We start from the raw sequence: 12,983 nt of genomic DNA, 5'->3' as shown, positions 1-12,983 counted from the left end.
ATTATTTCCCCCTAGCTTTTTTGTTTGTCGCTTCTACTGCTTTTTGAATTGCCTCTGAAAAATTATATTCATATAAAGCTTTGAGACCTTCAGCTGTGGAACCACCTGGCGTTGTTACTTGTTCACGGAGGTTAGCTGGATCTTGTGTTTGTTCAAGCATAGAAGCAGAGCCAGAAATCATTTGAATGACAAGGTGTTTTGCGGTTGCTTCATCGACTCCATAACTTTTTGTTGCTTCAATTAAACTTTCGGCAAAGTAATAAAGGAAGGCTGGTGCACTTCCAGTAACTGCAGTAAGTTGATGAACTTCTTCCTCGGTACAAAGTTGCGAAGTACCAATGCCCCCTAAAAGCAATTGCAGGGTTTCTTGATCAGTCTCGTTTACGAATTGTCCCATCGTGTATAAGGAGATAGACTTACCAATTTCAGCAGCTGTATTTGGCATAATCCAAGCAACAGGCGTTCCTTTAGGAAGTCTTTCTTCTAAATAAGATGGGCCGATGCCGGCAGCTACCGTTACGACAAGTTGATTCGATAGTAAAGGAGATAATTCTGCTAATAATTCTTCATGTGCAGAAGGCGGCATTGCTAAAACAATCGTATCAACAAATGTAACATGCTGCTTCCAATCTGTTGTAGTAGACACGTTATATCGCGCTCGTAATTGATCTAGCTTTTCTACGTTGCTTCGGTTAGAAACGATAATTTCTTCGATGTACTCTTTGCTTGTTTTAAGTAATCCGGAAAATATAGCTTCTGCCATACGACCAGCACCAATAAATAGAATTCGATGTTTAGTTAGCATATCCTCTATTCCTTTCTAGTGGAGATATGTTATAAAAAACGATACCATTTTTAAGAGAATTTTGTAAAAAGAAAAGGCTTATTGTAGATGGAATAGATAATGAAAAGTAGGAAATTAATGGTGAAGGGGAGAGTGATTCCTTATACTGGTGATAGGGAATTTATTACACATCTGGGGAGAGATGATTATGATTAGAAGTCCGCTCTTTTTACTCATTACTAGTATTATTTGTGTATTGGTTGGATTGTATATTCAATCGAGCTATATTGAAATCTTTGCATCGGTCATGGGAATTATTAATGTTTGGCTATTAGCAAGAGAAAAAGTATCCAACTTTTTATTCGGTATGATTACCGTTGCGGTATTTCTGTATATTTTTATTACACAAGGTTTATATGCAATGGCAGTATTGGCAGGTTTTCAATTTATATTTAATGTATATGGTTGGTATCATTGGATTGCACGTAGTGGGGAGGAAGAGGTAAAAGCAACAGTTCGTTTAGATTTGCAAGGTTGGATTTTTTATATAATCTTTATTTTAGTTGCATGGATTGGTTGGGGGTATTATCAAGTCCATTACTTAGAATCAACAAGTCCATATTTAGACGCTTTAAATGCTGTACTAGGTTTAGTAGCTCAATTTATGCTAAGTCGAAAAATCCTAGAAAACTGGCATTTATGGATTTTATATAATGTAGTTAGTATTTCAATTTATATCTCCACTGGGTTATATGTTATACTAATATTAGCTGTTATTAATCTCTTTATATGTGTAGCGGGTTTGCTAGAGTGGAAGAATAATTATAAGGGCCAAAAACATACAAATAATTATATCTAGAAAATAATTAGAATTAAAAAACCCCTGAAGCATATGTGCCTCAGGGGTTTTTTAATAGATTATAAGTTTATGCTTTTGTCATACCAAGTAATACAGCGCCGCCGATAATTAAAACACTACCTAATGCAATAAAGATCAATTGACGTTTCGTTTTCTTTTCGCCTAAGAAGACAATCGCACCAAATGTTGAGATAACGATTCCAGTTTGAGATAATGGGAAGCTTGTTGCTACTCCGACACGTGGTAATGAAAGAAGTAAGAATAAGTTTCCAGTTCCCCATAGTAAACCAGATAAAGCGTTACGGATTGCATATTTGTTAAATGGTTTATGTTTAGATGTCAGTACAACCGCACCAACAAACATACCAACTGCTTGTGGTAAAATAGCAGACCAACCATCGATGTTATACCAACGAATAATAATTACATATACAAGATAGCCAAAAGTAGAAACAATTAAAGTAAGAAGTCCCTTTTTCAATTGTCCTGGTGGCTGAGCATTTTCTTTATCATCTAATGATGTGAATACAACACCAACTACGATTAATAGGATTGCAATCGTTCCCAGAATGATCGTTGTAGTAGTAGTCCACTCACGGAAAGCGATAACCCCAAAGATAGAAGTTGCAACAAGTTGCATACCAGTAGAAATTGTTACAGTAGTTGAAACGCCTAGTTTTTCAACTGTTTTTAATTGGTTTACTTGTCCTAAAGCCCAGAATAAACCTGAAATAAAACCAACAATCAAGATTGTCATTGTTAAAGCTGGTTGAGTAAATACATACATAATTGTTGCGAAGAATAGAGCACCGATTGTCATACCTACCGTTTGGCTATATGCACCACCGCCCATTTTTACGCTTACTAATAAGATGTTTCCCCATGCAATTGCAGGAAGAAGCGCTAATAAAATGTCCATTACAAGACTCCCTTCGTTTTGCTATACCAATATAATTACATATCGTTCTAACGATCGGTAATGCCCCACTACTAGAGTAGAAGATTACCGATCGCTAAAACAGGATGAAGAATTCACGATATAAATGCGTTTTCATTTCTTCAATTTTTGAAACACCTCCATATAATAACAGGAAATTGCCTATTTTAGAAAGTAAATTCAAATAGAATGTATATTTAAATAAAATTTAAAATTCAGTTATTTCCCAGTGGTATATTTTTATTTCCTAAGAAATAAAAAAGCAGCTTCAAAAAGAGCTGCCTTAAGAGTTAGTAATTCTTTTATTAATAAGCTGAATACATAGCAAAAATAGGAGGGACATACTAATAGTGATAACTACTAGTGTCCAGGCGAGCTGCATATTACTTGCATCAATCGCCATGTAAATGGCAGTTGGGATAGTTTGTGTTTTACCAGGAATGTTTCCGGCAAACATGAGCGTAGCACCAAACTCACCAAGCGCACGAACAAAGCTCAAAATCATTCCACTTAGTAAGGCAGGAAATGCAAGCGGAAGTGTGACGTGTAGAAAAACTTGATATTCACTTGCACCAAGGTCACGAGCACTTTCTTCAATTTGTACATTCGCGATAGAAAATCCTGTTTTTGCTGATTGGTACATAAGCGGAAATGCAACAACTGTAGAAGCAATGATAGCAGCAGTAGATGTGAACATAATAGATTGCTGAAATATTGATTCTATCCACGTTCCAATAGGACTGTTATTTCCAAAAATGATAATGAGAAAAAAGCCGATTACAGTTGGCGGAAGTACCATTGGTAGTAAGAAAATAGTTTCTAATATTACTTTATATCTCCATGAGGAGCGTGCTAGCGCTCGTCCGATTATCGTTCCTAAAATGGTAACGATAATGGTGGCACATGCAGCTACTCGTAAAGATAGAAAGATTGGTGATAAAATAGTATCAAAGCTCATGGCAATTATGATAGGACTGTAAATCCGTATTTTTTAAAGATAGATTGTGCATCTTTTGACTGCAAATACTCATAAAATGAAGTCGCCTCTTTCTTGTGTTTAGATTCTTTTATAACACCTAAAGGATAGTGAATTGGCTCATGAGAAGTAGCCGCTGCTGTCTCACCAATTTTTACTTTGTTTGAAATAAGAGCATCTGTTTTGTATACAATACCAGCATCAACATTACCTGTTTCTACATATGTTAACACTTGGCGAACATCTTTTGTAAATACGACTTTATTTTGAATGTCATTCCAAAGATTTTCATGTGTGAGAGAAGCTTTTGCGTATTTTCCCGCAGGTACAGATTCAGGTGTACCAAGTGCGATTTTTTTTATTTTTTCATCTTTTAAATCTTGAATTTTTGTAAGAGAACTATCTTTTGGGACGACTAGAACGAGTTCATTTCCAAGGAGATTTTTCCCCTCTTGTTCATTAATGAATCCTTTTTTAACGAGAGTTTGGAATTTATCTTCGGCTGCTGAGAAGAATAAATCAGCAGGTGCACCTTGTTCGATTTGTTGTTGAAGTGCACCAGAAGCGCCGAAGTTAAAAGAAAGTTTAATATTAGGTTCTTTTTCTTTATATTTTGTTTCAATTTCTTTTAGCGCATCTTGTAAGCTTGCAGCTGCTGATATAGTAAGTTCAACCGTTTTTCCTTCTTTAGCGGTTGATTTCTCTTTCTTCTCTCCGCTTGTACATGCAACACTAAATATAAGAAGAAAAGAAAGGATAAGTGCCCCGATGGATTGTAATGTAAACTTATTCATAAAAAATCCCCTTTCGTTTTGACATAATTAATTATAACTAAATATAACTAAATATAACTAGTTATAATTGAATATAATTTGAACGATGTAGTTATTTTTAAAATATAGGAGAAATATTCTTTTCTTTGTTACAATGAAGAAAGAAAGTGAGGAATCGTCTATGGATCATCATTCCTACACAACGGAAGAAGTAGCGAAGCGATTAAAAGTATCAAAATTAACTGTATACGATTTAATTAAAAAAGGAGAACTGCCTTCTTATAGAATTGGTAGACAGATGCGCATTGATGCAGCAGATTTAGAACAATATATTAAGCAAATGAAAACAGGTAACGTACAAGTTACTTCTGTAAAGAATGACAGTAATAGTATCTCGAATACATGTATTATTAGTGGACAAGAACTAACGTTAGACATGTTGGCAAAACGTATAGAAAATCGCCTGCCAAGTTCAAATATATTAAGGGCATATCAAGGTAGTTTAACGAGCCTAGTAAAAATGTATCAAGGAGAAGGAAGTATCGTTAGCTTGCATTTGTTTGATGGCGAAACGGGTACATATAATGTTCCTTACGTAAAACGTATTTTAGTAGGACAACCATGTACGCTGATTAATTTATTAGCAAGGAACGTTGGGTTTTATGTGCAAAAGGGAAATCCAAAAAATATAAAAACATGGGCTGATTTATCTCATTCATCTATACGATTTGTAAATCGAGAAAAAGGTTCTGGTATTAGGGTACTAGTGGATGAACAATTGCGCATTCAAAAGTTAAATAAAGAGAATATTAGTGGATATGAATGGGAAGAGTCGAATCATCTTGGTGTTGCCACGCAAGTCGCGAATGGCAAAGCTGATGTGGGAGTAGGATCAGAAAAGTTTTCACAAATTGTAAACGTAGACTTTATTCCAATTATGAAAGAACAGTATGATTTAGTAATTTTGAAGAATAAAGAAAATGAAGAGCTAATCGAAGTTGTGAAAGACATTCTGCAATCGGAAGAATTTCATAATGAATTAAAAGCGATTGGCGGATACGATATGGCGAAAACAGGTCAAACTATATATGAAACAAAATAAAAAGCTGCTTGTCTATAAGACGAGCAGCTTTTTCTATATATAAAGGGGTTTGGGGAAACAAAGTGTTAAACAAGACCTTTAGCAAGTGTGTAAATGAAAGCTGTAAGAAGAGTCGCTCCACTTGCAAGTCCGATAAAGTCTGATTTGTTAAATGTAATGTTGTTCATTATAATCTCTCCTTATTTGTTTAATGTAGTTGCAACGGCTTTTGCATCGACAAGTGCGGATAGCACTATGCCCATTGTATTTAAAAATTTGTTTGATTTCATTTTGTTCATCATGCGTATCCGCTCCTTTTCGAATTGTTGTTGCCCTGCTTTATATCTTAATTATAGGAAATATGATCGCCTGCAACTATCGAATTAGCTTACGGAAGACTTACACTTTTGTAAGAAAAAAAGACATTCGTGTAAGAATGTCTTTTAAAGCATATTAATGTGGCGGTGCTCTTCGATTGTTTTTAAAAAGCTACGCATTGAATTTGTCATATAGCTATCCTTGCGGCGTATGAAAACCGTTGAAATACTGCCGTATTTTTCAGGGATTGCATGACAATGTACTTTCCCTGCTTTAGAAAGGTGGTGGACAGCAGACTGTGGTACGAGCGTAATTCCAAGGCCGAGTGCAACACTGTTTAATATAGTCTCTAATATATTAAATTCCATAATTCTTTTTGGTAGCAAACCTTCATCTTTCAGCCATCGTTCTAGTTTGGAACGGTATCCACATCCTTGGTTAAAAACGAGTAAAGGCGTTGTTGTAAATTCTTCTATATGAAAAGCTTTATTTTGTGTTACAAGCATTAATTTCTCTGTACTAACATCGTATTGCTCAATAAGGGGATGTTTTATTGGCCCTGATATAAAAGCACCGTCTAATTGATGATCGAGTACTTCTCTAATTAATTCTTCTGTTAAACCTGCTTGTAATGATAAATCGACGTTCGGATAGCTTTTGTAGTAAGAAGATAAAATGGTAGGTAATGTACTTACTGTTTCGACAGTACCGATTTTTAATATGCCAGAGGGTGTTTCGCTATCTAAAAATACTTGTTTTAGCTCCTCAACATCTTGCAAAATTTTATTAACATAAACGAGCATTTTTCTTCCTTCAGCTGTTAAAGTCATGCCTCGTTTATGACGATAAAAGAGCGGTGTTTTCAGCTCGTTCTCCAGTTGTTTAATACGCGTTGTTACATTTGATTGTACGTAATTTAATTCCTTTGCTGCGCTACTTACACTACCTTGGTCAGCAACGCTCTGGAAGATTTGTAAATCTCTTAATTCCATAATACGATCCTCCTTGATGTTAACTATCATTATAAATGATAGTTAACATCATTTTGAATCATTTTACGTGATATATTTTTTCTTTTACAATTCTCTTTGTGCAAATAGAAAGAAGTGGGGGATTGCGGTGAGAAAAGGTCAAATGATAATAGGCGCTTTAGCGTGTTTAATTGCAAGTATGTCATGGGGAGCAATGTTTCCAGTTGCTGATCATGCGTTAGAATACATAGATCCATTTTATTTTTCGCTTATTCGCTATGGAGCGGTGGCGATAATGCTAATTGTATTGTTGTTAATGAAAGAAGGAAAACGGGCATTTCGTTTAGAGGGAAGAGGAAAGTTACTCGTCTTTTTTGGAACGATGGCGTTTACTGTATATAATGTACTTGTATTTTTAGGTCAAATGTTAATGGGAAAATCAGGTGTGATGGTAGCTTCCATTATGGAAGCACTTATGCCGATGATTTCTATTTGTATTTTATGGGGATATAAGCATGTAAAACCGAAAAAATATATGATAACGAGCATGATTATCGCTTTTATAGGGGCTGTATTTGTTATTACAAAAGGTGATATGAGTTTCTTTTTAACATTGAAAGATAACATGTTTTCGCTAGCATGTATATTTGTTGGAGTTGTGGGCTGGGTTATTTATACGATGGGTGGTCAAACGTGTAGCGATTGGTCAACATTACGTTATTCTACGTTGACGTGTGTATTCGGTACGACTGTTACAGGAATTATAACGATAATTATAACGGCGTTTGGATATGTTTCAGTTCCGAGTATGGGAACGATTTTTATTGTGAAATACGATTTATTATTTATGATGACATTACCAGGGATAGTAGCGTTACTAGCTTGGAATTACGGCGTGAAAATTTTATCGTCCATTAATGGGATTTTATTTATTAATTTTGTACCAATTACAACCTTAGTTATTATGATGATGCAAGGATATCAAATAACAATGTTTGATATTGTAGGGACTTTACTTGTTATTGCTGCACTTATTCGTAATAATGTTTGTCAGAGGAAAGAAGAAAATATCAACAAGAGAATTTTAGAAGAAGAGCAATTACGTCAAGCTGTTTAATAGGCAATTGGAGGATTTTACATGTTAGAAAGTTTATTGTTTTTCTTTGCCGTCGGAGTTGCTTGTGAGCTTGCAGCAATTAATCGAAATGGTCGTAAGAAGATAAAACAACAAGCTGAAATGATAGAGCTTTTAAAAGAGTTAAAAGAAAGAAACATTTAAAAAGACGACCGGGCATAGACGGTCGTCTTTTTCTATATAAAGGGGAAAGGGGACACAAAGTTATACAAGCGTAGCAGCGTAAATAAAAGCAGTAAGAAGAAGAGAGCCGCTAGCTAATCCTAAAAAATCTAATTTGTTAAAAGTAATGTTATTCATGATGCATTCTCCTTACTTATTTAATGTAGAAGCAACAGCTTTTGCATCGATAAGAGCGGAAAATACCATGCCCATTGTATTTAAAAGATTGTTCGTTTTCAGCTTGTTCATCATATTGATCCGCTCCTTTTCGAATAATGGTTGCCCTGTTTCTGACTTAATTGTATGAAATATCGCAAGAAGTAACTATCGAATTAGCTTACAAGAAAATTACACTTTTGTAAGAATTGAAATTTAACAATTAATACTCATTTTTATTACCAACTCCTATAACTTAGTGTTATAATTGAGGTGAGAAAATGACTATACTTCGGATGTTCAGAAAGGAACGAAACCAATGTATAAACCAATTACATTTTTGTTGAAATATATATTTAAAACAGCTGGGAAAGTAGAAGTGCAAGGAAGAGAAAAGCTACCAGAAGGTGGCCCGTATGTTGTTGCGTGTACACATACAAGTTTTATGGATGTATTAATGTTAGCTACAGGGATGTACCCAACAGAGATTCATTACATGGCCAAAAAAGAATTATTTGAAGGGAAATTCAAAAATTGGTTCTTTAAAAATGTAAATGCATTCCCTGTAGATCGTGCAAATCCAGGACCGAGTACACTTAAAATTCCATCCCGCTTATTAAAAGAAGGAAAAGTGGTAGGGATTTTCCCAAGTGGAACGAGATCGACAGAAGATGTTTCGTTAAAAGCTGGTGCTGTGACAATTGCGATGCGTTCTAACGTTCCATTAATACCAGCAGCTTATGTTGGTCCATCAAGTGTAAAAGAATTAATAAAGGGGAAAAAGGCACAATTGATTTTTGGAGATCCGATTCAAATTGATGCTGAAGAACAAATAGATCGGAAAACAGCTATGAAAATGATGACAGACCAATTAAATGAGAAGTTTGAGGAGCTAAAGGAAGCTTTGGAATCAAATCAAAAGTAAGAAAAGACGACCGGGCATAGACGGTCGTCTTTTCTATTACTATTTATAATAAAGGGGAAAGGGGACACAAAATTTATACAAGTGTAGTGGCGTAAATAAAAGCAGTAAGAAGAATCGAGCCACTAGCCAGTCCTAAAAAATCTAATTTGTTAAAAGTGATGTTATTCATAATATATTCTCCTTACTTGTTTAATGTAGAAGCAACAGCTTTTGCATCGATAAGAGCGGAAAATACCATGCTCATTGTATTTAAAAAATTGTTTGATTTCATTTTGTTCATCATATAAATCCGCTCCTTTTCAAATAATGGTTGCCCTGTTTCTGACTTAATTGTATGAAAAATAGCAGAGAGTAACTATCGAATTAGCTTACAGGGAAATTACACTTTTGTAAGAAAAATGAATGAAGGTGTAATGATGAGAAGGTTTGACATATGTTCATGGAATTTATTAATTTAAAAGTAGAGGTGAATGTATGGCTAATATTAAAGATATTGCAAAGATGGCGGGAGTTTCAGTTACGACTGTTTCGAGAGTATTGAATGATCATCCGTATGTAAGTGAAGAAAAAAGGAAAGCGGTTATAGAGATAGTTGAGAAGTTGAATTACTCACAAAACGCAAATGCTGTTCATTTATCAAAAGGAAAGACGAATATTGTTGGTGTAATTCTCCCTTACATTAATCACCCGAGCTTCGATGCAATGGTAGGGGGAATGATGGAGGGAGCGTTAACTCATAACTACAGGGTGCTACTTTGCCAAACAAACTATAATAAAAAAGAAGAAATGAAAAGTTTACATATGTTAAAAACGAAACAATTAGATGGCCTTATTATTTGTTCACGTGCAAATGATTGGGAAATGATAGAACCGTATGCTTCATACGGCACAATCATTGCTTGTGAAGACAATGATATTTCAAATATCTCAAGTGTATATACAAATCATTCGGCAGCTTTCCAGCTAGGAATGAATCACCTTATTGAAAAAGGTTATAAAAAAATTGGTTATTGCACGGGGAGAAAGCTAGGACCGAGTAGTCAAAAGCGTTTTGATGTGTATAAGCGTCAATTGCAATCTATAGATGAAGAAGTGAATGAAGAATGGATTTTCACAGAATGTTTTACGTTAGAAGATGGTGTGAGAGTGGCTCATAAATTAAAGGAGATGCAGCATCTTCCTGAAGCATTAATAGTAGCAGGAGATGAAGTTGCGATTGGGGTTATGACAGAAGCTGAAAAATTAGGTATTCAAGTTCCTGAGGATTTAGCGATTATTGGCTTTGATAATCAACCTATCTCGCAAGTGTTACAACTTACAACTATTGATCAAAATTTAAAGGAAATAGGTAAAAAAGCCTTTGAAATGTTTTATCGGCAAACAAATGCTGAAAGTTCTAAACAAGAAAAGGTGGAAATTCCATATGAACTTGTGGAGCGATCTACAGTGTAGTTTTAATCCGTTATGTGTATAAGTGCATAACGGATTACTTTTTTGAAATACCTTTGACAGGAAACGCGTTTCATACTTTATAAAGGGGTTAAACCGGTTTGTAACAATCCATGGATTCTTTTCAAAAATAGTATTTGGAGGGAAATGCATGAATGAACTTTTATTAAGTATAAAAAAGTTTTTAGGGAATGACGAAAATGTTTTAGCCTTTGTGGTGGGGGTTTTTGAGAAGGATCATTTCACGTTATGTTATCAACATGGGATTTTTGTTGCGACTACTAGACGTCTCCTGTTTTACGGAAAATTTCCATACTATCCTTCAACATTTAAAGAGTACTCATATTTGCATATAGATAGCATAGTTTTTCGCCTGTATTTCGAATTTATTTGTAATCATGAAACCATCCGAGCTAAGTATATTCAGAAGGGGAATGTGGAGCAATTTGTCCGTATAGTTAGAGCAAATGTGAATAATTAATCACCCCTCTGTTTAAACATAATATCCTGGTCTTTATGAGGAAAAATGCTGAATAAAAACAACTTCTAAACCTCTAGGAGATAGTGATACAATGTCAAATGGGGGGAGGGTATGAACTATGGTTAATCAACGTATAAAGGAAATAACACTAATTACAATTGGTTCATTATTATTCGCAATTGGTATTAATTACTTTGCAATTCCAAACCGTCTATCAGAGGGTGGAATTATTGGTTTAACGGTTGTTACGTACTATTTATTTGATTGGTCGCCGGGGATTGTGAATTTTGCTCTAAATGCAATTTTACTAGCTGTTGGTTATAAATTTTTTGATAAGAAAACGATGGTTTATACAATTTTAGGGATTGTAGAAACATCTTTGTTTTTATATGTTACGGAACATATTGAGTATCATGTAAATAGTGATACGTTATTAGCGGCACTATTTGCTGGTGTATTTGTCGGTATCGGATTAGGCTGTATGTTCAAAGCTGGAGGTACATCAGGGGGATCGGCAATTTTAGCACGGTTAGCAAATCAATATTTAGGTTGGAGCGTCGGTAAAGGTGTACTTATTATTGATATCGTTGTAATTGCTGGTTCCGTATTTATAATAGGGCAAGAAAAAGCGATGTACACACTTGTTGCAGTATTCATCGGAGCGAAAGTAATTGATTTCATTGTAGAAGGAATGGACACAAAAACGGCTGTTACAATTATTTCAAATCAACCAGAGTTAATACGTGAGGCTATTACGAAAAACATGACACGCGGCGTTACTGTATTAGAAGGGCGCGGCGGATATACTGGTAAAAATAAAGAAGTTTTATATGTTGTTATTAATAAACAAGAGCTTGTTAAGTTAAAGCAAGTTATTAGTCGAGTAGATGACGATGCTTTCGTCGTTATCCATGATGTACGTGATGTACTTGGTGGGGGCTTTAAAGCGAGCTAAAAGGTGAACGAGTAAATTCGTTCACCTTTTTTTAATTCTTACAAAAATGTAAGTGTAATGTAATGAGATTCAATAGTAGATTGTATTCCTTCTTTTTAAAATGGATGTATATATATCCTGCAGAGGAGGAATGTTTATTATGAAGAAAAAAATGATCACTACTATAATAGCGATGATAGTCATAGTAATAATGTTACTACCTACGAAACTTGGACCGGTTATCGATAAATATAATCCATTTTATAAGACGAAAGAATACTATACGGTTGTGAATACAATTGGTCAGCATATTGGCGATGAGTGGTATGAATATGAATTTATTGCATTTGACGAACGTGGAAGAGAACAAAAAATAAAGAAGACTGTTAAGCATATGTTAAAGAGAGATGAAACATTAAAAGTGTACGCAAAAGGACGCTACGGCGAGTCAATTGAAGAAATTGAAGCTGTAAATATTCCTATTAATGCAAAGAGTAAACTTTTAGCGATGAGATAGCAAATTATACCCCCACCTATTTTTTGTCGAAAATAAAAATACTAGGTAGGGGTATTTTAGTGTATGTGAAAAAGCCTTAGTCCATATGGACTAAGGCTTTTTTTAATATATAAAGGGGAAGGGGGTACATTGTAGTAGCATGAGTGAAAGGTATAAGAAGAGTAGCTACTAGCAATGTAATTTGGTTATGTGAGTGTTCTTCTTATTTGGCTTACTTGCTAACTTTATTGTACGAGATGTAGGTTAGGGAAACTATCGAATTACATTACACATAGCTTACAAACATGTAAGTCTTCTGTAATGTAATTCGATGGTTAAAAGATAGTGAATTTTATATAGTGTAATTAGAAAGTCTCACTGTATTACTTTCTGTTTGTAATATGAATGAAGAATGAAAAACCAACTACTTTTTAATAGCCTCATCTGTATGGAGATGAGGCCCTTTTTATAAACCTTACAACATTGTAAGGTTTACGTAAGTTAATTCGATAGTAAATTTGTCATATTTTTTGCATAATAGATACA

At 34.6% G+C, this 12,983-nt stretch carries 17 protein-coding genes; 9 read left to right on the top strand and 8 right to left on the bottom strand.

Annotated elements, in window-relative coordinates:
- Window position 1: 1 nt before the first annotated feature.
- A complete protein-coding gene (gene proC / locus BAQ46_RS11000; RefSeq protein WP_071741921.1) occupies window positions 2-805 on the bottom strand; it encodes a pyrroline-5-carboxylate reductase in 804 nt (267 codons plus the stop codon).
- Window positions 806-992: 187 nt separating this feature from the next.
- Here proC and pnuC point away from each other — a divergent pair, with 187 nt between their 5' ends.
- Window positions 993-1,643, top strand: coding sequence for a nicotinamide riboside transporter PnuC (gene pnuC / locus BAQ46_RS10990; protein WP_071741920.1), 651 nt, complete (start codon window positions 993-995; stop codon window positions 1,641-1,643).
- Window positions 1,644-1,710: 67 nt separating this feature from the next.
- On the opposite strand, the gene BAQ46_RS10985 is transcribed toward pnuC, so the two are convergent.
- The 3 genes from BAQ46_RS10985 to modA all read right to left on the bottom strand — a co-directional run bounded on the left by BAQ46_RS10985 (window position 1,711) and on the right by modA (window position 4,350).
- On the bottom strand, window positions 1,711-2,562 hold the full coding sequence (locus BAQ46_RS10985; protein ID WP_000353544.1) for a GRP family sugar transporter: 852 nt from the start codon (window positions 2,560-2,562) through the stop codon (window positions 1,711-1,713).
- A 301-nt stretch (window positions 2,563-2,863) separates the two neighbouring features.
- Complete coding sequence (gene modB, locus BAQ46_RS10980; RefSeq protein WP_001996525.1) at window positions 2,864-3,538, bottom strand: molybdate ABC transporter permease subunit; 675 nt, start codon at window positions 3,536-3,538, stop codon at window positions 2,864-2,866.
- Window positions 3,539-3,543: 5 nt separating this feature from the next.
- A complete protein-coding gene (gene modA / locus BAQ46_RS10975) occupies window positions 3,544-4,350 on the bottom strand; it encodes a molybdate ABC transporter substrate-binding protein (protein WP_001032220.1) in 807 nt (268 codons plus the stop codon).
- A gap of 133 nt (window positions 4,351-4,483) precedes the next feature.
- On the opposite strand from modA, the gene BAQ46_RS10970 reads away from it, so the two are divergent.
- Window positions 4,484-5,431, top strand: a complete 948-nt coding sequence (locus BAQ46_RS10970) for a helix-turn-helix transcriptional regulator (protein WP_076868298.1) — start codon at window positions 4,484-4,486, stop codon at window positions 5,429-5,431.
- Between the two features lie 65 nt (window positions 5,432-5,496).
- On the opposite strand, the gene BAQ46_RS10965 is transcribed toward BAQ46_RS10970, so the two are convergent.
- On the bottom strand, window positions 5,497-5,598 hold the full coding sequence (locus BAQ46_RS10965; RefSeq protein WP_001060016.1) for a DUF3948 family protein: 102 nt from the start codon (window positions 5,596-5,598) through the stop codon (window positions 5,497-5,499).
- A 255-nt stretch (window positions 5,599-5,853) separates the two neighbouring features.
- Window positions 5,854-6,720, bottom strand: coding sequence for a LysR family transcriptional regulator (locus BAQ46_RS10955; protein ID WP_071741918.1), 867 nt, complete (start codon window positions 6,718-6,720; stop codon window positions 5,854-5,856).
- A gap of 127 nt (window positions 6,721-6,847) precedes the next feature.
- Between BAQ46_RS10955 and BAQ46_RS10950 the strand changes: the two genes are divergently transcribed.
- Both BAQ46_RS10950 and BAQ46_RS10945 read left to right on the top strand, forming a co-directional pair.
- Window positions 6,848-7,816 (top strand): DMT family transporter, encoded by a 969-nt coding sequence (locus tag BAQ46_RS10950; protein ID WP_001225438.1) that lies wholly within the window; start codon window positions 6,848-6,850, stop codon window positions 7,814-7,816.
- Between the two features lie 21 nt (window positions 7,817-7,837).
- Window positions 7,838-7,978 carry a YrzO family protein gene (locus tag BAQ46_RS10945; protein ID WP_000894066.1) on the top strand — a complete coding sequence of 47 codons (141 nt, stop codon included), beginning with the start codon at window positions 7,838-7,840 and terminating at the stop codon, window positions 7,976-7,978.
- A gap of 60 nt (window positions 7,979-8,038) precedes the next feature.
- On the opposite strand, the gene BAQ46_RS10940 is transcribed toward BAQ46_RS10945, so the two are convergent.
- Entirely contained in the window at window positions 8,039-8,134 is a 96-nt protein-coding gene (locus BAQ46_RS10940) for a DUF3948 family protein (protein ID WP_001060007.1), read from the bottom strand.
- 337 nt (window positions 8,135-8,471) lie between these two features.
- On the opposite strand from BAQ46_RS10940, the gene BAQ46_RS10930 reads away from it, so the two are divergent.
- Entirely contained in the window at window positions 8,472-9,077 is a 606-nt protein-coding gene (locus BAQ46_RS10930) for a lysophospholipid acyltransferase family protein (RefSeq protein ID WP_000277774.1), read from the top strand.
- Window positions 9,078-9,150: 73 nt separating this feature from the next.
- On the opposite strand, the gene BAQ46_RS10925 is transcribed toward BAQ46_RS10930, so the two are convergent.
- Window positions 9,151-9,246, bottom strand: coding sequence for a DUF3948 family protein (locus tag BAQ46_RS10925; protein ID WP_001060001.1), 96 nt, complete (start codon window positions 9,244-9,246; stop codon window positions 9,151-9,153).
- 305 nt (window positions 9,247-9,551) lie between these two features.
- On the opposite strand from BAQ46_RS10925, the gene BAQ46_RS10915 reads away from it, so the two are divergent.
- The 4 genes from BAQ46_RS10915 to BAQ46_RS10900 all read left to right on the top strand — a co-directional run bounded on the left by BAQ46_RS10915 (window position 9,552) and on the right by BAQ46_RS10900 (window position 12,458).
- Window positions 9,552-10,529, top strand: a complete 978-nt coding sequence (locus tag BAQ46_RS10915; RefSeq protein WP_001273914.1) for a LacI family DNA-binding transcriptional regulator — start codon at window positions 9,552-9,554, stop codon at window positions 10,527-10,529.
- Between the two features lie 148 nt (window positions 10,530-10,677).
- Entirely contained in the window at window positions 10,678-11,007 is a 330-nt protein-coding gene (locus BAQ46_RS10910) for a PH domain-containing protein (RefSeq protein ID WP_071741917.1), read from the top strand.
- Between the two features lie 118 nt (window positions 11,008-11,125).
- Entirely contained in the window at window positions 11,126-11,962 is an 837-nt protein-coding gene (locus BAQ46_RS10905; RefSeq protein ID WP_071741916.1) for a YitT family protein, read from the top strand.
- 139 nt (window positions 11,963-12,101) lie between these two features.
- Window positions 12,102-12,458 (top strand): YxeA family protein, encoded by a 357-nt coding sequence (locus tag BAQ46_RS10900; RefSeq protein WP_000728419.1) that lies wholly within the window; start codon window positions 12,102-12,104, stop codon window positions 12,456-12,458.
- Window positions 12,459-12,983: the final 525 nt, after the last annotated feature.

The organism is Bacillus paranthracis, from assembly GCF_001883995.1.
GTDB classification, from domain to species: Bacteria; Bacillota; Bacilli; order Bacillales; family Bacillaceae_G; genus Bacillus_A; species Bacillus_A paranthracis.
The sequence above is the reverse complement of the archived record's forward strand: the minus strand, read 5'-3'. Positions and strand labels throughout refer to the sequence as shown.

Bases quoted from the DNA above. Each gene is read 5' to 3' on its own strand.
- BAQ46_RS10910 (WP_071741917.1), top strand. From the start codon at position 10,678: ATGAATGAACTTTTATTAAGTATAAAAAAGTTTTTAGGGAATGACGAA.
- BAQ46_RS10915 (WP_001273914.1), top strand. From the start codon at position 9,552: ATGGCTAATATTAAAGATATTGCAAAGATGGCGGGAGTTTCAGTTACG.
- BAQ46_RS10940 (WP_001060007.1), bottom strand. From the start codon at position 8,134: ATGAATAACATTACTTTTAACAAATTAGATTTTTTAGGATTAGCTAGC.
- modB (WP_001996525.1), bottom strand. From the start codon at position 3,538: ATGAGCTTTGATACTATTTTATCACCAATCTTTCTATCTTTACGAGTA.
- BAQ46_RS10970 (WP_076868298.1), top strand. From the start codon at position 4,484: ATGAAGAAAGAAAGTGAGGAATCGTCTATGGATCATCATTCCTACACA.
- BAQ46_RS10930 (WP_000277774.1), top strand. From the start codon at position 8,472: ATGTATAAACCAATTACATTTTTGTTGAAATATATATTTAAAACAGCT.
- BAQ46_RS10985 (WP_000353544.1), bottom strand. From the start codon at position 2,562: ATGGACATTTTATTAGCGCTTCTTCCTGCAATTGCATGGGGAAACATC.
- pnuC (WP_071741920.1), top strand. From the start codon at position 993: ATGATTAGAAGTCCGCTCTTTTTACTCATTACTAGTATTATTTGTGTA.
- BAQ46_RS10925 (WP_001060001.1), bottom strand. From the start codon at position 9,246: ATGAATAACATCACTTTTAACAAATTAGATTTTTTAGGACTGGCTAGT.
- BAQ46_RS10900 (WP_000728419.1), top strand. From the start codon at position 12,102: ATGAAGAAAAAAATGATCACTACTATAATAGCGATGATAGTCATAGTA.
- proC (WP_071741921.1), bottom strand. From the start codon at position 805: ATGCTAACTAAACATCGAATTCTATTTATTGGTGCTGGTCGTATGGCA.
- modA (WP_001032220.1), bottom strand. From the start codon at position 4,350: ATGAATAAGTTTACATTACAATCCATCGGGGCACTTATCCTTTCTTTT.
- BAQ46_RS10965 (WP_001060016.1), bottom strand. From the start codon at position 5,598: ATGAACAACATTACATTTAACAAATCAGACTTTATCGGACTTGCAAGT.
- BAQ46_RS10955 (WP_071741918.1), bottom strand. From the start codon at position 6,720: ATGGAATTAAGAGATTTACAAATCTTCCAGAGCGTTGCTGACCAAGGT.
- BAQ46_RS10945 (WP_000894066.1), top strand. From the start codon at position 7,838: ATGTTAGAAAGTTTATTGTTTTTCTTTGCCGTCGGAGTTGCTTGTGAG.
- BAQ46_RS10905 (WP_071741916.1), top strand. From the start codon at position 11,126: ATGGTTAATCAACGTATAAAGGAAATAACACTAATTACAATTGGTTCA.